Annotated in this window: 18 protein-coding genes; 3 read left to right on the top strand and 15 right to left on the bottom strand. The window is 44.1% G+C overall.

Annotation, left to right across the window (positions count from 1 at the left end; all coding sequences use genetic code 11):
• Window positions 1–54: 54 nt before the first annotated feature.
• From MHB46_RS09675 to MHB46_RS09685, 3 genes are all read right to left on the bottom strand, one after another.
• Window positions 55–1053, bottom strand: a complete 999-nt coding sequence (locus tag MHB46_RS09675) for a glycosyltransferase (RefSeq protein ID WP_025721310.1) — start codon at window positions 1051–1053, stop codon at window positions 55–57.
• Window positions 1054–1107: 54 nt separating this feature from the next.
• On the bottom strand, window positions 1108–2145 hold the full coding sequence (locus MHB46_RS09680) for an aminoglycoside phosphotransferase family protein (protein WP_341163719.1): 1038 nt from the start codon (window positions 2143–2145) through the stop codon (window positions 1108–1110).
• A gap of 146 nt (window positions 2146–2291) precedes the next feature.
• Window positions 2292–2984, bottom strand: coding sequence for a pectate lyase (locus tag MHB46_RS09685; RefSeq protein ID WP_061830632.1), 693 nt, complete (start codon window positions 2982–2984; stop codon window positions 2292–2294).
• 554 nt (window positions 2985–3538) lie between these two features.
• On the opposite strand from MHB46_RS09685, the gene MHB46_RS09690 reads away from it, so the two are divergent.
• Window positions 3539–4111: a shikimate kinase gene (locus tag MHB46_RS09690; protein WP_029517614.1), complete on the top strand. Its 573-nt coding sequence runs from the start codon at window positions 3539–3541 to the stop codon at window positions 4109–4111.
• A gap of 104 nt (window positions 4112–4215) precedes the next feature.
• Here MHB46_RS09690 and aroD read toward each other — a convergent pair whose 3' ends face one another.
• From aroD to MHB46_RS09705, 3 genes are all read right to left on the bottom strand, one after another.
• Entirely contained in the window at window positions 4216–4980 is a 765-nt protein-coding gene (aroD, locus tag MHB46_RS09695; protein WP_341162197.1) for a type I 3-dehydroquinate dehydratase, read from the bottom strand.
• A 103-nt stretch (window positions 4981–5083) separates the two neighbouring features.
• Window positions 5084–6349 carry an MFS transporter gene (locus MHB46_RS09700; protein ID WP_341162198.1) on the bottom strand — a complete coding sequence of 422 codons (1266 nt, stop codon included), beginning with the start codon at window positions 6347–6349 and terminating at the stop codon, window positions 5084–5086.
• 130 nt (window positions 6350–6479) lie between these two features.
• Entirely contained in the window at window positions 6480–7391 is a 912-nt protein-coding gene (locus tag MHB46_RS09705; RefSeq protein WP_165179439.1) for a LysR family transcriptional regulator, read from the bottom strand.
• Between the two features lie 215 nt (window positions 7392–7606).
• Here MHB46_RS09705 and MHB46_RS09710 point away from each other — a divergent pair, with 215 nt between their 5' ends.
• Window positions 7607–8797: an MFS transporter gene (locus MHB46_RS09710; RefSeq protein ID WP_341162199.1), complete on the top strand. Its 1191-nt coding sequence runs from the start codon at window positions 7607–7609 to the stop codon at window positions 8795–8797.
• A gap of 29 nt (window positions 8798–8826) precedes the next feature.
• Window positions 8827–9717, top strand: coding sequence for a shikimate dehydrogenase (locus MHB46_RS09715; RefSeq protein ID WP_165179441.1), 891 nt, complete (start codon window positions 8827–8829; stop codon window positions 9715–9717).
• A 116-nt stretch (window positions 9718–9833) separates the two neighbouring features.
• Here the strand turns inward: MHB46_RS09715 and MHB46_RS09720 are convergent, their stop codons facing one another.
• The 9 genes from MHB46_RS09720 to MHB46_RS09760 all read right to left on the bottom strand — a co-directional run bounded on the left by MHB46_RS09720 (window position 9834) and on the right by MHB46_RS09760 (window position 19626).
• On the bottom strand, window positions 9834–11060 hold the full coding sequence (locus tag MHB46_RS09720; RefSeq protein ID WP_160789100.1) for an RtcB family protein: 1227 nt from the start codon (window positions 11058–11060) through the stop codon (window positions 9834–9836).
• A gap of 211 nt (window positions 11061–11271) precedes the next feature.
• Window positions 11272–12702 carry a metallophosphoesterase family protein gene (locus tag MHB46_RS09725; RefSeq protein ID WP_341162200.1) on the bottom strand — a complete coding sequence of 477 codons (1431 nt, stop codon included), beginning with the start codon at window positions 12700–12702 and terminating at the stop codon, window positions 11272–11274.
• 256 nt (window positions 12703–12958) lie between these two features.
• Entirely contained in the window at window positions 12959–14167 is a 1209-nt protein-coding gene (locus MHB46_RS09730) for a M20 family metallopeptidase (protein WP_341162201.1), read from the bottom strand.
• A 64-nt stretch (window positions 14168–14231) separates the two neighbouring features.
• Window positions 14232–15119, bottom strand: a complete 888-nt coding sequence (locus tag MHB46_RS09735; protein WP_341162202.1) for a MetQ/NlpA family ABC transporter substrate-binding protein — start codon at window positions 15117–15119, stop codon at window positions 14232–14234.
• Between the two features lie 43 nt (window positions 15120–15162).
• Window positions 15163–15825 (bottom strand): methionine ABC transporter permease, encoded by a 663-nt coding sequence (locus MHB46_RS09740; protein ID WP_069291173.1) that lies wholly within the window; start codon window positions 15823–15825, stop codon window positions 15163–15165.
• Window positions 15815–16840, bottom strand: coding sequence for a methionine ABC transporter ATP-binding protein (locus MHB46_RS09745; protein ID WP_341162203.1), 1026 nt, complete (start codon window positions 16838–16840; stop codon window positions 15815–15817). The genes MHB46_RS09740 and MHB46_RS09745 overlap by 11 nt, the downstream gene beginning before the upstream one ends.
• A 325-nt stretch (window positions 16841–17165) precedes the next feature.
• A complete protein-coding gene (locus tag MHB46_RS09750; protein ID WP_341163720.1) occupies window positions 17166–18167 on the bottom strand; it encodes a Gfo/Idh/MocA family protein in 1002 nt (333 codons plus the stop codon).
• A gap of 197 nt (window positions 18168–18364) precedes the next feature.
• Window positions 18365–19006: a deoxynucleoside kinase gene (locus tag MHB46_RS09755; protein ID WP_013308920.1), complete on the bottom strand. Its 642-nt coding sequence runs from the start codon at window positions 19004–19006 to the stop codon at window positions 18365–18367.
• Complete coding sequence (locus MHB46_RS09760; RefSeq protein ID WP_341162204.1) at window positions 19006–19626, bottom strand: deoxynucleoside kinase; 621 nt, start codon at window positions 19624–19626, stop codon at window positions 19006–19008. Before MHB46_RS09760 ends, MHB46_RS09755 begins: the two co-directional genes overlap by 1 nt.
• Window positions 19627–19742 lie beyond the last annotated feature (116 nt).

Raw genomic sequence — 19742 nt, forward strand, 5'->3', positions numbered from 1 at the left:
TTTCACTCTGGACATTCAAACGCTTGTTGCAACCACAGTATTTTGCCTCGCCGTTCAGCTTAACCAATGATCAAAAAAGTCCCGATAGCCCTGCTTCATCACCTGACTTGAAAACTGCTCCATGGCGTATGCCTGATTTTCTGTAGAAACCCGACGCGGTGAGGCGGCAGCCATATTGACCAGCTCGAACCAGTTTTTCTCATTCCCTGAAAAAGAATGCGTAGAGCTGATATGTCCATAGCAAGGATGCTCTGGCTTCACGACGATTTTCCCCATAGCGAGCGCTTCGGTCAGCGGCATTGCGAATGTATCGAATTTGGAGCAGCTCCAATACACCTTCGCCGTGTTCATCAGTGCAAACACCTCATCTTGCGTCAACGCAAATTGAAGTTTAACATTGTCCGGGATATCGTACTTCTTCATACTTTCCTTGTAGCGTTCACCGCCAAATACCATATAGACATCCTTGTCAGGATTATGCCTCGCATACTCCAGCACCAAATCCGGACGTCGGTTCTCCTCATCTCTACCAATCCACATCACCCGGTTCTCTACCACTTGCGAGGGATCAAAATGCTTTTCCACCAGACGCTCATTGAATCCGATCGGGATGACTGTCACATCGGTTACGCCAAACTTCGAAGCCATCTCCTGCTTGAGAAAGGCAGTCTGTACAATAGCCTTGTCCACGATCTGATAAAAAGGCTTCATCATCTCATAGCCTGTAAGCGCCGGATCAGGAAAACTATGCGGAAAAAGCACGCTGTTTTTAAAAAACATATTCAAATAGGTAAAGCCAGATACCGTATAAATAACGTGCTCAATCTGCTGCTCATGGAGTTGGTCCAGTACGACGTCATAGTTGACCAGGTCGCCCTTTTCGTGCTCATAGCCCGGAAGCCAGTCATGGCTACTCACATGGCGCTCCGGTGATACAAATACGATGTCCACCCCCAATTCCAACCCAATCTGCTTCAGACGCTCTGCAAAAATACGTGGACCCTGTGCTTCAGCAAATTGTATTTTTCTCATGACTAAACCGACTTTTTTCATGGATATATTCCCTACCTTCTTTGGCTAACTAAACACAGTCTATGTCTTAAGCTACTATCTACATTGTTGGGCTTGACCCCAATCCATCATTGCTGCACATTGGTTCAAACAGGCTAACGTTTCATCCAACTGGGACTCTAATTGCTCTTTTGACCATTTGTCGGCGTTTCTATGCAGGTTCGTTCCAATCCTTTGCAAATCACTTGTGATTAACAACAGCATCCAGAGCGAAAATACAACCGCAAACATGCCATATTCCAGCATAAATGCCGTTCGATCCACTCTTTTCCCCAACAGCTCCAGCTGCTCCACGTATGTGTCCAGCATACGAATACGCAATTCGGACGTCATGCGTCGGGGAAACAACGGATGGGACATGTCGATCAGGTGATATACATCCCACAGCGGTGTGTTCAGATGAGCATGCTCCCAATCCAGTACCATAAGCCGTTCCCCGCTCAGCGCATAGTTCCCCGGATGAAGATCACCATGAGACAGTACAAGCTGCTGTGAAAAAGATACATGCTCCAGCTGTACATATATACGCAGCATCTGTTGCTTAGATAAACCCAGTGAGCTGCAAAGCTTTAACACATCCGGCTTGCGCGTGTATAGCTCGGAAACCATCTCCTGAATAAGTGGCTTTGGTCCCCGTAACGGCATCCCAGCAAAACGATCCGTCGGCAAAGCATGCCACCATGCAACAAGTCCAACAGCTCGCAATAAAGTTTCGTCTGCGTGTAGATGATGTAACGAACCAAGGTCCTCAAAAACCATCCATTCTCCTCCGCCATCCGCACCTGCATCAGACCAGGCTAGCAATCGAGGATAGATCGGTGATAACGCAGGAAGCACATGCTCATACACCCATCTCTCACGCCCTTCCTGACCATCGTTGGTTAGCGGTTTAAATATATAACTTTCAGAGGATGACACGTAAAAACGTTCCACATGCCGGCCATTCGTACCTGTATATAAAACCTCACGATTCAGCACCAGCGTATCATTTAAGGTACCGTCAACATTCACATATTGATGAAAAGGATTCATAGCCACCCAACTTTTTTGTATAAAATGTAATAGCACGATCATATCATAGTCCTCGTTCCGAACGAAGCCCAGATCATCTTGGGGTAACTCGCTGCACCCAAAAAGGGACTTGCCTAAGCAGATCACGCGACCTGTTGGGCAGCCCCTTATCACATCCATACTCCTATCCTTACTCTATTCTATACCCATTAATATTGAGTATTGCCGGACTCGCTCGTATTACCAGACTTAAAGCCTTTGAACAATTGTTTCACATTGTGATAACGAGTGTTCGTAATTTTAGCTTTGCTGTTAGGACCGTCCGATCTCAGAATTGAATCCTTTACATTGGAAATATCCGAGTTATCCAAAGTCATATTCACTCTGAATGTAGAGCCCCCAAGTTGGCGAACCAACTTTCCGATATCATCGGCTCTAAAGTTTTTTATGTTAATAGTGCCTTCGGCATTAATTTGGAATACTTTATCGTACGCATGGAACGCTCCACCGCCCGTAATGTTTACCGTGCCTGGTTCTTTAAGCGTCAAGGCATCTTCACCTACATCCTCCCACGTTACGTTGGAAATAGTTCCGTTGCCATATACATGCACACCATCCGCAGCAGGAGCAGCGATGGTCACATTTTTCAGAGTTGCATTATTTTCAAGCTTGAAAATAGGCTTTTGAGCCTCTTTCTGGCTTCCGTCTCCCAAGGTATCGGGATCAGCGACTACAGTCTTGCCTTTACCATCGTATACTTCTCCAGCTTTAACAAGTATGGTCTTATGAACGACTTCTGGTGCTGCATGTGCAGAATAATTGCCGACAAATAACGCGACCAACATTCCTGATAAAGCGATACTGATTCCCTTTTTCAATACTTTAGCTGTGTTTGTTTTCATTTCAATTCATCCCTCTCGTAGATATTTTTTATTGTTCCAATTCTTCGTTGACTAGAACGCGTAGACCGTATCACCACCTTCGTACAATGAACCCATTGACCGATACATGTCTATAAAGCATTATTATACTATTTGCATATGTATACTTGGTTTTTGGTTCAAAGTAACTTCATTCTATAAATTCAGGTGCACACAAATTGTAAATAGAGCGATTACATTTACAATTTGCATAATTCTATTATAATCCTACTTCCAGTAATTTCAATATATTTTTCGGCAAAATATGTGCTTATTTTCAATTAAGTACACAATTTTGCCTTTTTTATACTTGTACAAAGTTGTTTTTCAGCAATTTACGCATTACAAGACTTGAATATCTAGTCTCGTTGACTTACTCTAGATCACTATAATGGTATTCACAAGCTCTTTTCCGTCCCATACCTTATTTTTGATGTGATCTATACTATTGAATGACACGTTGGATGAACGTATAATGTATTTAGTGCTTTGAAGCGTTACATCTCAACATTACTGGTGAGAAAAGAGTGGTTATCGTGCAAAACAATAGTGAGATTCCATTAAAAGAACAAAATATTGTGCTCATCGGCTTTATGGGTGTAGGCAAAACAACGATCGGTTCCCATCTAGCGCGCAAGCTGTATCGCGATTTCGTGGATATTGACCAGGAGATTGAACAAGAATACAACATGCCAACAACAGAGATTTTCAAAACTTACGGAGAGAAGCGTTTCCGTGAGATTGAAAAAGAGCATATTTTGAAGTTGTGCAGCAACACACGCCTTAAAATCATTTCCGTTGGCGGTGGTGCATTTTTACAGGAAGAGGTGAAGCAAGCTTGTTTGGCTTCATCGATTGTTTTCTTCTTGGATTTGAATTGGGATTCCTGGAAAGATCGGCTTAAGATGCTGATTGACACCCGCCCCAATCTACAAAACAAGACTTTAGGGGAAATTGAGGATCTTTTCCGTTCCAGACAGGACATTTACGCGGTGAATCACTCCAAGATCGATACGGATCAGTTGGATGCGGAAGAAGTCGCAGACTATATTATTCAAACGCTGAATCTAGGTTGGGAGTTGTATGAACCTACTCGGGGATTGAATTAAGAGTTACACAAAAAGGAGGGCCCAGCATGCTTACCGCATGGGGGCCTTCCTTTTTGGTTCACTGCGGATATATTACTGACTAGCGAGTAATGCCTATCCATCTTTTAAGAATGGTTATGCAGCACCGTCAATATCTCTCTCAGTTCAGTGACAGGAATCTGCCCCGGTGCGGAAGCTTTCTTAGCAGCACCAAAGGTCAGAGCCGAACCAAACAGTTCTCCGGTCAGGCGGCTCACGACACCTTTCCCCGCCATCGACATCGTAATAATCGGCCGATCTGCATGCTCTTCTGCCATGGTACGCGTGGCATCCAGCAAAGTGAGCACATCGGCTGTATTGGTTGGCATCACTGCTATCTTAGGCAGATCGCCTCCCAATTCCTGCGCCTTACGTAACCGGGACACAATCTCCTCCTTCGACGGCGTCTTATGAAAATCATGATTAGATATAATCACATATACGTTATGCTTATGTGCTGCTTCTACCAGCGTCTTCACATCAGCTTCCTCATTAAAAAGCTCTACATCAATAAGTTCGACTTGCCCCGTTTCGGCTACTGTACGGTTCAATTCCACATAACTCGCTGCACTGATTTCCTTTTCTCCGCCTTCCCGAGCGCTACGGAACGTAAATACGAGCGGAAGATTTGCTAAAATAGACCGAATTTCATGTAAGGCAACTTTAACCTTTTCCAGATCCTCCACATGCTCGAAAAAATCGACTCTCCACTCCACGATATCCAGGTCGAGCGTACGTAAATAAGTGGCCTCTTCCTTCAACTGCTCCAACGTTTCTCCCACCATGGGCACACAAATTTTTGGCGCTCCTTCACCGATCAGAACATCTTTCACCTTTACGATTTTAGCCATCTCTATCTCACTCCCAAATTACAGTTTCAAGTCGAACATGTACAATAATTCATAGTATAACGCATTCTGAATAAGCATGCAGATGATTAGGTCCAGTCGTCATTTATTTGGTATCAAGTACGATTTTAGGGGACAATTTGCGACTTGCTGGAAAAACTAAACTGTACCGAAAATTAACAAACACCGCCAGTACGATCCCTAGCACATTCACAATAATAGCTAGCATAAAAACACTCGATATCTGAGAATATTTCAAAAGAAAGCCTGTAAACACGGGAATGACCGTGTATGACAGCGAGGTTGCTGTATACACAAACCCGGTAATCTGTCCTTTTCGTTGACTAAAAAATTCACTCATTACGGTTAATGTCAGCTGAAGTACACCTGATATTGAAAACCCAATGACGCTCGCACAAATAATGGCCGCAGCCCCTGACTTGAATAAGAGAAGCGCTCCAAAAGCCAACAGGGAAATACATGGATAAATAAGAATAATGTGAACAGGTTTAACCCATTTTCTTAACACAATTACCAATACAAACACGGAAATCAGTGAACCGACATTGTAATAAACTAATAATCTGAGAGACTCTGATTGGGTCATACCGATAAACTGTTGTCCAAAAGTAGGCAGCCATAACTGCACAATATAAAGCAAAGTCGGTCCGGTAAATCCGAGCAAGATAAGGCATAGCCCCTCCTGCCAAAACCGCGGCTTACTCCGGTCATTTGCCTCCAATTTTCCCGTTTGCTCAACGCTTGATACAGAAGTATCACCAACTGGCTCCTTCTTGGGTGACTGAACCCGCATGTCTGGGAACTTCATCTTGAACAAGTAAATTGCATTCAAAGCAAATATGAGGGCTGGTAAAAAGAAAGAGAATCCATAGAAAATATCGTGATTCATAAAAAAGATAATCATTAACGGTAAAAATGCCGCCCCGATGGATATAAAACCTCTTACCAACACTGTAGCCGAACCAGAGGATTGGGGAAAAGCTTCGATCAGCGCTGGATAAGTACCTGAATCAAGAAAAGAATTCGCTACGCCTGCCAGCACAGCCAGTACGATCGCCATCTCAAAGCTGGGACTTAGCGGTATACCGACCAAGAATACAGCCATTAGTAGCCCTGCTACCACAATAAACGGCTTACGACCATAACGGTCGGAGAGCACCCCGGATATGTACAGGGTAAACAGCCTGCCAAATCCCATCGCAGAAACCAAGAGACTGATGCCCGCCTGATCTGTATGCAAATGCTCTGTTAAAAAGGACATGTGGGACGCCAGCATAATATTAAACATGCCGAACAAAAGATAGTTTACATAAAGGCCTGTCGCCACTGGAAAAGAAGAACGTTTCATCATGAATTCACCTGCTTTTGTAAGTAAGTCTTGTAGTATTAAAAATGTGAATCATTTCACATTACCTGTGTCGATGATGAAGTATAGAACACATTTTAAGATTTATCAAGTTTAAATATTGCGGGACCCCAACCTAGACGCGCTGATGCGTTTTCAGATAAAACTCCTTGCCGTAGCTTAGTGCAAAGTTCCGAAAGTCCACTACTGCCGGGGATAAATATCTATTTTTGATGCTGGCCAGGTAGATAAAACGCTCGTATTCTGGATTTACAATAGGCAATGTTTTGACGTTAAAATAATCTAACGATGAAATTCGAGGCATAACCCCAATTCCGTAATTGACAGACACCAGCCCTGCCATTGCTGTATCCTCTTCAATCTCGCAAATAATCTGTGGCGTGACGCCCGCTTTGGAGAACAGGTTTTCAATAATAGGCCGAATCCCACTCTTTTTGTTAAAGAAGATCACTGGATAATCCGCTGTATCCTTGAGATCAATTTGGTCTAGAGTGGCCAGTGGATGATCAGGCGAAACAATGACAACCAGTTCCTGCTGAGCCAACGGAATAAACTCCACATCCGGTTCATTTTCCATGTGAGAGCAGAACGCCACATCATAATGTTCCTGCTTCAGCCCCTGGATAATATCGTTCGTATTCCCTTGGTGAAACGAAAAGGAGATATCTTTGCGGGCATCCAGAGCTGAAAAGGCTTGAATGATCGCTGGAATGAAGTGTGAGCCTAACGTGTAAATGAACGCCAAATCTATATTTCCATGGCTTGGACTCACTAACTCCCGTAAGTTGTGTTCTCCCTTTTCCAATTCATCCATCGCGTGCTCCACATACTTCAGGAAAAATCGTCCGTATTTGTTTAACCGAATATTTCTCCCCTGCTTCTCAAACAGATGAACTCCCAAATCTTTTTCTAATTCTGAAATCGCATGACTTAAACTGGGTTGAGTAATACATAGTCGCACAGCTGCCTGGGTAAAATGCTCCATCTCTGCAAGTACACGAAAATATTGTAAGTGCTTCAGGTTCATAATGATGTACTCTCCTTCTTTAATTCATATTTTAAATTATAGACCCAAACTATGAAAAACGATAAAAATATGCATTGGATTTATAATAACACTCCTTATATAATAATGACATAGAAAGAATGTGAATAATTTCACTTATCTGTAGGCGTAATGTAATACAGCTGACGATGCCTACCTAGGCCATTGATCTAAAATTTAAGTTGGGAGTTACACTTATGAAAAATCCTTATATCAGAATGGCAGCAGGGCTTTACATCAACTATTTTCTTCTGGGTATGATCAATGTTATTCTATCGTCGAATATGAGCTTCCTGACCGTTCAATTGAACACGGATAAAGCAGCCATCGGCTATCTGGTGTCCGCGATTGGGATCGGTAAGCTGCTCGCTCTCGGGGTAGCCGGAAAAATGTCAGACAAATACGGAAGAAAACCACTCATTGTTATTGCATCATTTGCTTATTTAATCTTCCTGATCGGCATTCCGCTTGCGCCTAACTATACGTTGGCATTCGTGTTTGCTATTATCGCAGGGCTTTGCAACTCTATGATGGATTCAGGAACGTATCCTGCATTAATTGAAGGCTTTGGAAAAAAAGCCGGGTCTGCAACGGTACTGGTCAAAGCATCCATCTCGATCGGTGCTATTGTGATTCCGTTCATGATTGCATTCTTTATTAATCACGATATGTTCTATGGATATTCCTTCTTTATTCCAGCAGGGATTTATCTGCTGAACGGTATCTTCTTGTCGATGACAGCTTTCCCCAACCACAAAGCAGAGGAACAAAAGGCTCCAACCGAGGCTGCCCAATCCACAGATACTTTCCGCAGCGAGCCTAAGTTTTGGCAAGAAGGTTTATCTCTAATTATTATCGGTTTTACTTCTACTGTATTGTTCATGATCGTGCAGCTATGGCTTCCTACCTTTGGACAAGAGGCCCTGGGCATGGACAAAGCCAGTGCCATTAAACTGCTGAGCTACTATAGTATAGGTTCATTGGTTTCCGTTATTCTGTTAGCTGTGGTACTTGGTAAATTCATTAAACCGATTACTGTCATGATTGTATATCCGCTTATTGCCCTGCTTTCTTTGCTGGCTTTAATTACATGGCACAATCCTGTCGCTACTTTGATCAGTTCATTCTTGATCGGCTTGTCTACCGCAGGCATATTCCAAATTGCCCTCACGGTTATGACGGAATTTTTCCGCAAGAACAAAGGCACTACGACTTCTCTCGTGAACATAGCAGCCAGTCTTTCGTTCATTCTGATGCCTTTGGCTACCGGGGGCATGTCCAAAAGTTTGGGAATTACCTCGGTATTCATTCTGGATATTGCGATTGCTGTAGTCAGTATTTTGCTGGCCGTGTTTGTTGCTTATCGATATAAAAAAGTATTTCATTAAACTACACAGATTACTTGGAGGCTTATATCATGAAAAATGCTGGACGTATCGACGGAAGAACACAACTAATCGGACTGCTTGCTACACCAATCGGACACTCTTTGTCCCCGGCTATGCATAATCTTGCGTTTGAAAAGCTGGGTCTAAATAACGTGTATATGGCCTTTGAAGTAGGAAATGAACAACTTGAAGAAGTGGTACGGGGGATGCGCGCTCTAAACATACGCGGTTATAACGTGTCCATGCCTAACAAAACAGCTATTCTACAGTATCTTGACGAGCTGGACGACAGCGCTAAATTTACAGGTGCAGTCAACACCGTCGTGAACACAGATGGTATACTAAAAGGCTACAGTACAGATGGATCTGGTTATGTTCGCAACTTGCGTGAACACGGCATTGATCTGAAAGGTAAGAAAATGACACTTGTCGGCTCTGGCGGTGCAGCTACACCGATTGCTATTGAAGCGGCTCAAGCAGGTCTGGCTGAAATTTCAATCTTTGCCCGTAACGATCAGTTCTTTGCTCGTGCAGAAGAGAATGTCCGTATTATTAATGAAGATATGAAACACACCCAAGTCAAGGCGAATATCTATCCATTGGAAAATCAAGAACAGCTACGTGAAGAGATCCGCACAAGTCATATTCTCGCTAACGGTACAGGTGTTGGTATGAAACCGCTGGAAGGCAAAAGTGTGATTGAAGATGTGTCCATGCTACGTTCCGACCTGATCGTAACCGATGTAGTGTACAGCCCAGCTAAATCCAAGCTGATGGAACAAGCCGAATCCGTAGGTGCAACTGCCATTAACGGTCTGGGCATGATGCTGTGGCAGGGCGCATTGGCCTTCGAACTGTGGACAGGCCAAGAGATGCCAGTCGCTTATATTAAAGAACAGCTTTTTGCTGATAAGCTGTAGACATAGAGCTGCTAACAAGTGCACTAAGCAATGAATTCCTTCTATTATATACTCATGAATGTACTCAAAAGACTATGCTCGGCGAATGAACACTTCTGCCGAGCATAGTCTTTTGATTAATCCTTATAAGGGTCAAATTCATTGGCCCCAGCCATGCATACCCCAATAGGCTTCAGTTCATGCATAACTTCTACAGTCTCGGAATGAGCGTCCAGTACCTCGCGCAGTTTACGGTAGACGAACGGGCTTTCATCTGTACCGGCTCCGCGCAGCTCGACACTATAGTTCCGAACGGCCTCCTTCATCTGTACGTCCGTGATTTGTCCACCACTCCGTGTGCGGGTCTTCCAATTCATTTTACCAGCTGCCTGGGTACGACTCATAATACGACCTGCCCCATGAACTGTACTATAGTAGGAATCCCGATTTTCTACCGAATCTTTTCCGCGTACAATCACCGAAATATCGCCCATGCTTCCTCCAATAAAGCCCATCTGGCCAGGTGCCGAGGGAGTAGCGCCTTTGCGGACCACAATGGTGTCACGCCCATCATGCTGTTCTTTCCATGCGTAATTATGGTGGTTATGCACAGTAAAGTCCGCTTCGGTCCCCATAATACCAAGCACTTGTTCTATCACATAGTCACGTCCCGCATACGCATAGCGTCCGGCAAGGCGCATCGCACGGTAGTACATATCCCCCAACTCACTGTTCATATCCAGCAGCACAGGCGGCTGATCCATATGCTCTCCCGGCGCCTTTCCGAGAAACTCTCGTCCAGCGGCCAAATTTAGAAACCCACTTGCTGTTTTGTGTCCAAAGCCCCGGCTGCCGAAATGATTGGCAATCCAGACCTGTCCTGTCGCTTCCTCGACGAATACATCAACAAAATGATTACCACTCCCTACTGTACCCAGCTGTTCTCTCGCCAAGGACTTCAGTTTGTCATGTTCTTGTTTCCCAATCGCCGCATATACTGCCCAATCCGGGTCATCGAACAGCTCATGGTCTATCTGAATTGCATTCACACGACCTACGCCAAACGAAATATGACATGCAACCTCATCCATCACGGCTGAAATACGCGGCATAATATCTGCTGCAAACAGCTTGGTTCTTACCGCCTTATTTCCGCAACCGATATCATACCCGACACCTGAAGGCGAAATTTGTCCGTCGTACACCATCACACCGCCAATCGGCTGACTGTAGCCTTTATGATGATCTGCCATCAGCAGCGCTTGAATTACATTACCGTTTTCGGCACATGTACGAGCTTGAGATAATGCCCCTGGATCAGGTACTCCCCATACGCGTACTCCATTGATTTCTTGATAAGCCATCGTCGTTTCATCCTCCTGTAAGTCACTCCATGTTTAAACTTGTAAAGTCGTTAATTGCATTATGTACGTTTTACCAGCTTCCGAACAGGGCGTAAGTATTACAAGTACAATAGTAGGTATCCCCTAAGAAAATGAAAAAGAATATCCATGCAGCCAACCAGACTGTAGGATATCCTTTTATGATCATTTAGAAACTATTAAATCAATTATACTAATCTTTTTTGATGATTCCGAATTGATCCACAATAAAAGGTTTGGCATCATTTTTGTTTTGATCAATTTCATACGTTACGGCTGTAAGTTTATTTCCGTCTACAGTAATGCCAACAAAATTCTGTACCTGTCCACGTGTTGGTCTACGATTGTCACTCGGATCTGGGCCATATACTGCCGCATGATTCTCTTCAGCTAGTTCAAAGAGATTATAGTACTTATCTCCAAGTTTTTCACTTGGGTTTTTGTAGTAGACTTTGGGGCCAGCGGTTGCTGGGATGACATAGATACTTCCATCTGGATTCACACTATATTCAATCGTCTTATCATTTAATGTATCTTTTAATTTTGTTGGCGTTGTTGCTTTACCCTCTTGGTTGATTGGTTTCGTACGAGCGTAAATATGATCGTGCCCTTGCACAACAAAGTCGATATCCAGCTCGGCCATTAGTGGAGCGATTTGGTTACGAACTCCATTCTTATCCATGATGTCAGAATCTGTTGCATGATTAGAGGTAGTGTAAGGACCTTTATGAATGTTAACAATGATCCACTTTGCACCTGCCCTTTTTGCTGCTGCCGCATCTTTCTTTAACCATTCGACTTGAGCTTCAGAAAAATTGGCATATTTCTCTGAGTCCTCATTGGAGTTCAGTACGATAAAGTGAGCATTGCTGTAATCAAAGGAGTAGTACGCTCCTGTTTTAGTAGCGGAACCAGAAGGTTCGTTAATATTAAAGTGATCATAAAAAGCGTAGTTCTCATCCTCATGATTACCCGCTGAAGGAACAATGGTTGTATTCAAAAGGCTTTTTTGTGAATGCCCCAGCAGCCAGTTCCACTGCTCTTCTTTGGTACCCGTATCTACGATATCTCCGTTGTGGACTACAAACTGAGCATTACCTACAGTTTGAAGTGCTTTTTCGAGCGTCTGTGAAGACAATATGGCTTCATCTTCACTTTTTGCTTGTGTATCAGCTAGATCAATGAAGGTAAATTCACCGCTCTTAGGAGCCGTTTGAAACGTACCTGTTTCGCTCCATATCCCGCGCGCTGCATCACCCACACGATAATAATAAGTTGTGTTCGCTTGAAGACCTGTAGCTACGGCTTTATGGACAAGCTCTTCTGCAGAATTGGTCGATGGAGAGGAAGTACCTTCAAATGCGATAGCACTCTTAAAATCAGCTTCTGAATCCGTTTTCTTTATTACTTGAACAGTGCTGTTCGTGAGCAGTTTTGAAGTATACCAGGTAAATCCTTTGGAGCTTTTTGTGTCTCCATAAAATGTAGCTGTAATTTTACTGATACCATCTGTGTTCCCTGATGATTCAGCATAGACAGCCGAAGCAGACGGACCAGTAATCAAACCTAGCATAAGAGCAATAGACATAGATGTTGCTGACCATTTTTGAAACTTCTTAAACATGTGTACACTCCTCTTTGCGGTTAAATATGTAAAAGTTATAATTATGATCATAACAATCAATTGTTAATACGTTGTTTTTGGAAATATAGTACTTTGTAAAAATGAGGTTATGAGTGACCTAGCGATTGAGGAGTAAGGATAGCAGCTTATAAGAAAATGAAAAAGGATATCCATGCAGCCAACCAGACTGTAGGATATCCTCTTCAACTATAACACTCATATTAGACGGCTCTGCTATGCCCTGTGTGGATTTGGCTTACTGTGCCACTGAATGCGTACGCTTAAAATCTTCCTTCACCGCAACCAGCAGTGTTTCATTCACCAGTAGCTCCAAGCCTGACAAGGCTAACGCTTTGGCTCCAGTCACTAAGGCTTCCTCACCCTTCTCAGAGCCAGCCGCTTCCCTGAATTCCACCGTATGAGCGATGAGATCATCCGGACCGATTTTAATGTAAGCATGTGCAGTCGGGATAACATGGCTCACATTCCCCGCATCCGTCGAACCCAGTCCGGCACGAGGGCCACGATCCAGCTGTTCTCCCAGCGCTTCCAGTTCACGACCTACTACCTCGTCCAGCGTATCGTTCAAAATGAAATCACGCACTTCATTTTGAAAACGTTCGATTTTCACAGTGGCTCCTGTTGCCAAAGCAGCAGCATCTGCGATATGGCGAACTTTCGTGGAAACCTCCTCTGTGCGCTGCCAAGTACTTGCCCGAATGAAAAAGCGTGCCGACGCATAGTCCGGAATGATATTGGGCGCGTCTCCTCCATGCGTAATGATGCCATGAATACGCACATCGGTCGGCAGTTGCTGACGCAAAGCATTGATACCGCTGAACAACTGTAACACCGCATCGAGCGCATTGATTCCCTGCTCTGGTGATCCTGCGGCATGAGCCGCTTTGCCGTAAAAATGAAAATCTAGCGGATCAACTGCCAGACTTGGTGAGGTCAGCCGGGTCACACCGGATGGATGAACCATCAGTGCAGCATCAATCCCTTCGAACAGCCCGTGCTTCACGAAGCTGCCTTTTGCACTACCATTAGGACCGCCTTCTTCCGCTGGTGTACCGAACACATACACCTCACCTCCCGTTTCGTCGATCACCTGCGCCAAGGCGATGGCTGCTGCCGTGCTTGCGGTTCCGATAATATTGTGGCCACAAGCATGGCCCAGACCGGGCAATGCATCATATTCAGCCAAGTATCCGATTTTCGGACCTGGTCTAGCAGAAGCCTTACGTGCAACAAATCCGGTTTCGTGTCCCGCTACATTACGAGTTACCTCAAACCCCGCTTGCTCCAAAATACCCATCAGTGCCTGGGAAGCTTGAAATTCTTGATTGCCGATTTCGGGATTAGCATGAATAAACCGGCTCGTTTCCGTGTAAAGCTGACGAGACTCCTCAATTTTCTCAATAATCCGCTGTCTATGTGTATCGACCGTATTCGTTGTACTCATCGCAATCTCTCCTCGTTTCGAAAATAAATTAGTATGCTTCCAACCCTACTTCTGTTCAACATTCTTATTTCTTTTGCGCTTTAACATCTGCTACCAGCTTATCCAATGTGGCCTGTAGCTCTTCGGCAGACTGGTCTACCACGACGTTAGCTCCTTTGGAATCCTGTTTTACCGCCTCGGCTACATCAGCATCATGGTACAAATCCACGATCGTTTTGTAAGTCGCATTATCCTTATCCTCCGCACGGGCAGCAAACACGTTCACATATGGCTTCGCTTCTTCGCTGCTTGCATCATCCTTGTAGATGGCTCCGTCCAGCTTGAGTCCAGCATCCGTAGCAACACCGCTGTTCACAGCTGAGGCGGCTACATCAGACAAGACGCGCGGCGTCTGCTGGGCAACAACTGGGACAACCTCCAGCTTTTTGGGATTACCTTCTATTTCATCCGTGGTTGGATACAGGCCCGCATCCTGCTTCAACTTAATCAGCCCTGCAGACTGGAGCAGTTTTAAAGCCCGTCCCTGATTGGAGGGATCATCCGGTATAGCAATTTTTGAGCCGTCAGGAATATCCGATACGTTTTTGAATTTTTCAGAGTACAGTGCCATCGGAGCGATAATCGTTGCACCAATAGGGACGATATTCACATCATTTTCTACATTAAACTGACTGAGAAAGGCCAAATGTTGAAAGGAATTCAAATCTACCTCTTTATTGGCGAGCGCCTTATTGGGTAATGTATAATCCGAGAAACTGATCAGCTCAATTTCAATATTTTTGGCCTCTGCTTTCTTCTTGAGCACATCCCAATACGTGTCCTCAGATCCTGAAACCCCGATTTTAACATGTACTTTTTCATTTGCATTTGAGCCCGAACCGTTAGCCGAGCAAGCAGATAGAACCGCTACACTAAGAATAGCTAGTAAACCCAAGCGAAATATTTTTTTCATTTTCATTTCCCCTTTAATCGTTATGTATAATACTCTGTTTCCATTAGCGCCGTAGAAATTTACGAGACAAGTAGTTCCCCGCATATTGGGCGACCTGTACAAAAATAATCAGCAAAACAATCGTGACAATCATGACCGAGGTATCGAATCGTTGATAACCATAGGTCATTGCCAGATTCCCAAGGCCTCCTCCGCCCACCGTACCAGCCATGGCAGAGAAATCAATCAAGGCCACGGTAATAAACGTCAACCCAAGAATCAAAGGTCCCAGCGCTTCCCGAATCAACACACCCGTGATGATCTGAAATGGAGTCGCACCCAGTGCCTTGGCAGCTTCTATCATGCCCGGATCTATGGAGACCAGATTATTTTCCACAATTCTCGCTACAGCAAAGGCCGCTACAATAGTCATTGGGAAAATAGCCGCCGAGGTTCCAATCGTGGTTCCCATGATTAAACGCGTAAACGGGCTAATCGCCACTAAAAAAATGATAAACGGAATTGGGCGAATGATATTAATCAGCAAATTCAGAAACATAAACACAAATTTGTTTTCAAACAAGCTCCCTTTACGTGTCACATACAGTACTAAACCAATCATAAGCCCCAGAATACTGGCAAAAATCAGCGTGACAACAACCATCAAAAGCGTTTCCCCTGTAGCCTCCACTACCTTGAGCCAAAATGTATCCCAATTAACTCTCATGATCGACGACCTCCCTGACTTCCACCGTCGTTCGTAGTTCCTCAACGACTTTGTTAACTTCATCGTCTGCACCGATTAACTCGACAATTAAACTTCCGAACAGCGCTCCCTGTAACTCATTAATACTTCCATATACAATGTTGTAATCCAAATTATGCTTCCGTGTCGCTCTAGAAAGCACCGGTTCACTGGTCGCCCCACCCCGAAAAACAAGTCTGTACAATCGGCCAGCGTGATGCTCCCGAATCTTGCTCAGCAGTTTGGGTGAAAGCTGATCATTCAGTACAGAGCGAATAAAATTTTTCGTCGTCTTCGTCTGTGGATTGGCAAATACATCGAACACACTGCCCTGCTCAATCACCCTACCATTCTCCATCACCGCCACACGGTCACAAATACTGCGAATCACATTCATTTCATGGGTAATGAGCAAGATCGTAATCTGGTACTCTTCATTTACTTTTTTCAGCAGCCTCAATATATCTTCTGTCGTTTCCGGGTCGAGGGCCGAGGTCGCTTCATCACAGATGAGAATATCGGGCGAATTCGCCAGTGCTCTGGCAATGCCGACCCGTTGCTTTTGCCCGCCAGATAACTGCTCCGGATAGGAATCCGCTTTATCCTCCAATCCAACAAATTGCAGTAGCTCCTTAACACGAGCATCTATCTGTGCCTTGGGCAGTTTAGCCAGTTTTAGAGGATAAGCCAGATTCCCATATACAGTACGAGAGTTAAACAAATTAAAGGTTTGGAATACCATCCCGATCCGTCTTCTTAAATTCCTTAGTTCCTTAGGACGTATCTGAGTAACATCCTGATCATTAACGACAATTCGTCCCTCTGAGGGGCGTTCCAGTAAATTGACAAGCCGCAGCAGCGTACTTTTACCTGCACCGCTAAAACCAATCACGCCGAAAATTTCTCCTTTTTCAACCGATAACGAAACCTTTTCGAGAGCATTTACCTTACGATTGGGTAAGGTAAATATTTTGCTAACTTGTTCAAACTTTATCAAACTGCTTCCTCCTTACGTCTACAATGTATGTATTCCTCCATCCCATTTTAGTAATCCGGTGGATTTAATCGGATTTATACCCTAAAAAAAACTCCCTAATCTTCGTTTGACCGAAAGTGGGATTATTTAACTGTATATTGCATTGTTAACACCTTAAGACAAGAAGGAGAATCTGTCAATAAAAAATGAATATAGCCTTCAGACTCCTGTCATCACGATTGCTTACACTTTTAGGGCTACAAAGCCAAATAAGGCTAACCGTATATTTGCAAAGTTTGCAAAACCGGCAGCCCTTTGTGCATTGCAATCTCGATCATTCCACAGACTAATGTGCAGAAGTGTTTTTTAAATCTGCTTCATAATGAAGGCCGAATTGTTGTCTTGCTTCCTCCATCACTTCAGCGACTGTAAGTGAACACTCCAAGGAGTTAATGGAACTGTTGCGTTCACCACTCTTGATCAAATCAATAAATTCCTGAATTTCATAATACATTGGCTCACGCGTCTGAGCTTTGGTCAGATCCTCAATCGTGCCGTCCCGATAATGAATTTTCACCTCATAGGGCTGGCTGATTTTGTCGATCACCATCGTTCCATTCTCACCCTGAATTTCAGCAGGCAGATAGGAATCTGTAATTTTGGAATACATGACGATAGCATCCATATCAGGATACTTCATCACGATACTGCCCTCGCCATCGACACCAGAGGATAAAAGTACACCAACCGCCCGAACCTCCTCAGGTTTGCCGAACAAAGTCACCATAGGATACAAACAATACACTCCAAGGTCCATCAAGGAACCATTGGAAAAAGCCGGATTAAACGCATTCAATACCTTACCTTGCTTAAAAGCATCAAAGCGTGAGGAGTATTGACAATAGCTTGCAAAATAACGCCGAACCCGGCCTATTTTATACATATGATCCTTTATTATTTTAAAGTTAGGCATCAGTGTGGATTTAACGGCCTCCATCAGCAGAACATCGTTGTTGCGCGCGGCTTCGATCATGCTCTTCACCTCTGCTGCATTAGACGCAAAAGGTTTCTCACACAACACGTGCTTTCCGTGATTCATACATAAGATCGCCTGCTCCGCATGTAAGGAATTGGGGCTGGCAATATATACGGCATCGACCTGATCACTTGCGGCCATTTGCGCCAGGTCTGTAAAAACCTCCGGCTGGCTGTTATATTTGTCAGCAAAAGCTTTGCCCTTATCCTCTGTGCGTGAGTATACCGCCGTCAGGGAAAATTCGTCCGTCTCCATCGCAGCTTGAATAAACCTCTCTGTTATCCAGTTGGTTCCAACAATACCAAAACGCATCACAGTATCCCATCCTTCCCGTGAGTCATTACAATTCATATGTACCTATTCTCGCATTCCAGCCTAAACTTGTCCACTATACCGTTATTCATATCTCATGCTTTAACATGTTCATTCGACAAAAAAAGACTGTAGTCTATCAGCATAATTTATACTGATTGTACCACAGTCCCTGTCATTTATTTGGGGCTATATCTCTATTTTTTTGATATCACTTTTCCTACTTCTTCCAAAATGGCATCCATGGAAGCTGGGTCGTGTACATCATACTCATCAATGTTCAGACGCAGTACAGGACAGGCATCAAATTCGTTGATCCAATTGGAATATCTGCGATGCATTTGCTCCCAATAAGAACGCTCGGTCTGGATCTCCATCTCGCGACCACGCTCCTCAATCCGACTCAGTATGGAAGGCAAGCTGCCTTCCAAATAGATCAACACATCAGGGTGCGGGAAAAACGGTGTCATCACCATCGCCTCAAACAGGCTAGTATACGTTTCATAATCGGTAGGGTTCATCGTTCCCTGATCGGCATGCATTTTCGCAAAAATGCCTGTGTCCTCATAAATAGAACGATCCTGTACAAAACCTCCACCAGACAAGAAAATATTCTTTTGTTCCTTGAAGCGTTCCGCGAGAAAATAAATTTGCAAATGAAAGCTCCATCTTTCGAAATCGTGATAAAATTTCTCCAGATAGGGATTATGATCAACCTGCTCCAAAGAGGTTTTAAAACCAAGACGTCCGGCCAAAGCACCAGTCAGCGTAGATTTGCCTACACCCACTGTGCCCGCTACCGTAATCAGGGCATTCGCAGGAATGTTGTAATTATTCACTATATAAGCTCCTTTACATCGGAAACAATTTGTTTAAATTGTGCCTGGTTTTCTACAAAATCAATTTCATTCCCATTCACGGTCAATATACGAGGGGAAGGGGGCTGTTCAGCGAGAAACTGCATGCCTTTATCATAATCTATGATCAATTGTTCCAGATAGGCGGGGTCCATCTCCTGTTCAAAAGAGCGTGCACGCTTGCGAATTCTCCCCAGCAAGGTATCCAAATCTGCTCTAATATAAATGATAATGTCCGGCTTAGGCATATCATCTGTGAGCAAATGATAGATTTGACGATATTTTTCGAGCTTCACACCCTTAAGTGTACGTTCGGCAAAAATTAAATTCTTGTAGATATGGTAATCAGAAATAACGGGCTGAGCTTTCTCGATATATTGCAGACCGGTATCCTCCAGCTGCTTGTACCGATTGCAGAGAAAGAACATTTCCAGCTGAAAACTCCACTCATCTATATTTTGATAAAATTTATCGAGAAATGGGTTCTCCTCGACAATCTCTTTGATCATCGGCAAATGTAGCTCGGCTGAAAGCATCGAAGCTAACGTCGTTTTACCTGCTCCGATTGGCCCTTCAACGGCTATAAATGGGGCTTGTTTCATGGGGTTCTGCTCCTCCTTGTACTCCAGTCCATCCTGTGGACAACTATCCTATTGTATCACAAGGTAGTACGATAAAGGCATACCAAATCTATGGATAAAACAAAAAAACAGAGCGC

Source organism: Paenibacillus sp. FSL H7-0703, assembly GCF_038003485.1.
Classification (GTDB): Bacteria; Bacillota; Bacilli; order Paenibacillales; family Paenibacillaceae; genus Paenibacillus; species Paenibacillus polymyxa_B.

Bases quoted from the DNA above. Each gene is read 5' to 3' on its own strand.
- MHB46_RS09750 (WP_341163720.1), bottom strand. From the start codon at position 18,167: ATGCGTTTTGGTATTGTTGGAACCAACTGGATAACAGAGAGGTTTATT.
- MHB46_RS09730 (WP_341162201.1), bottom strand. From the start codon at position 14,167: ATGAGTACAACGAATACGGTCGATACACATAGACAGCGGATTATTGAG.
- MHB46_RS09700 (WP_341162198.1), bottom strand. From the start codon at position 6,349: ATGATGAAACGTTCTTCTTTTCCAGTGGCGACAGGCCTTTATGTAAAC.
- MHB46_RS09675 (WP_025721310.1), bottom strand. From the start codon at position 1,053: ATGAAAAAAGTCGGTTTAGTCATGAGAAAAATACAATTTGCTGAAGCA.
- MHB46_RS09715 (WP_165179441.1), top strand. From the start codon at position 8,827: ATGAAAAATGCTGGACGTATCGACGGAAGAACACAACTAATCGGACTG.
- MHB46_RS09725 (WP_341162200.1), bottom strand. From the start codon at position 12,702: ATGTTTAAGAAGTTTCAAAAATGGTCAGCAACATCTATGTCTATTGCT.
- MHB46_RS09685 (WP_061830632.1), bottom strand. From the start codon at position 2,984: ATGAAAACAAACACAGCTAAAGTATTGAAAAAGGGAATCAGTATCGCT.
- MHB46_RS09680 (WP_341163719.1), bottom strand. From the start codon at position 2,145: ATGATCGTGCTATTACATTTTATACAAAAAAGTTGGGTGGCTATGAAT.
- MHB46_RS09740 (WP_069291173.1), bottom strand. From the start codon at position 15,825: ATGAGAGTTAATTGGGATACATTTTGGCTCAAGGTAGTGGAGGCTACA.
- MHB46_RS09705 (WP_165179439.1), bottom strand. From the start codon at position 7,391: ATGAACCTGAAGCACTTACAATATTTTCGTGTACTTGCAGAGATGGAG.
- MHB46_RS09710 (WP_341162199.1), top strand. From the start codon at position 7,607: ATGAAAAATCCTTATATCAGAATGGCAGCAGGGCTTTACATCAACTAT.
- aroD (WP_341162197.1), bottom strand. From the start codon at position 4,980: ATGGCTAAAATCGTAAAGGTGAAAGATGTTCTGATCGGTGAAGGAGCG.
- MHB46_RS09735 (WP_341162202.1), bottom strand. From the start codon at position 15,119: ATGAAAAAAATATTTCGCTTGGGTTTACTAGCTATTCTTAGTGTAGCG.
- MHB46_RS09760 (WP_341162204.1), bottom strand. From the start codon at position 19,626: ATGAAACAAGCCCCATTTATAGCCGTTGAAGGGCCAATCGGAGCAGGT.
- MHB46_RS09720 (WP_160789100.1), bottom strand. From the start codon at position 11,060: ATGGCTTATCAAGAAATCAATGGAGTACGCGTATGGGGAGTACCTGAT.